Here is a 248-nt window from a genome sequence, read left to right as displayed (position 1 = left end):
CGGCCCCGTTGGAGGCAACCCCGAAGGTCGGGCCAGGCAACGGCTCCATCGACGGGTACATGTTGCGGCAGGCGGTGTCGGTGTTGGCGCCGGGCTCGCCCTGGAAGGCGATTCGGTTGGTCTTGGCGGTCATGGGTCGTCTCAGGTTGAAAGGATTTTACTGGCCCGCTCCAGTTCGTGTGGCGTATCTCCGCCGAGCGGCAGCGATTGGTCGATCTCGGCGGCGATGGGCATGCCGGCTTCCTAGG

General features: G+C 65.7%; 2 pseudogenes. Both read right to left on the bottom strand.

The window, feature by feature from the left end:
• Positions 1–133: pseudogene (locus KVT37_RS32525) on the bottom strand (prephenate dehydratase); the annotation flags it as partial.
• Positions 134–141: 8 nt separating this feature from the next.
• Positions 142–243, bottom strand: a pseudogene (locus tag KVT37_RS32520) (3-deoxy-manno-octulosonate cytidylyltransferase); the annotation flags it as partial.
• Positions 244–248: the final 5 nt, after the last annotated feature.

This window comes from Mesorhizobium sp. GbtcB19, assembly GCF_019091085.1.
Lineage (GTDB): Bacteria > Pseudomonadota > Alphaproteobacteria > Rhizobiales > Rhizobiaceae > Mesorhizobium.
Note: the sequence above shows the minus strand (reverse complement) of the source record. Positions and strands in the feature narration are given on the sequence as shown.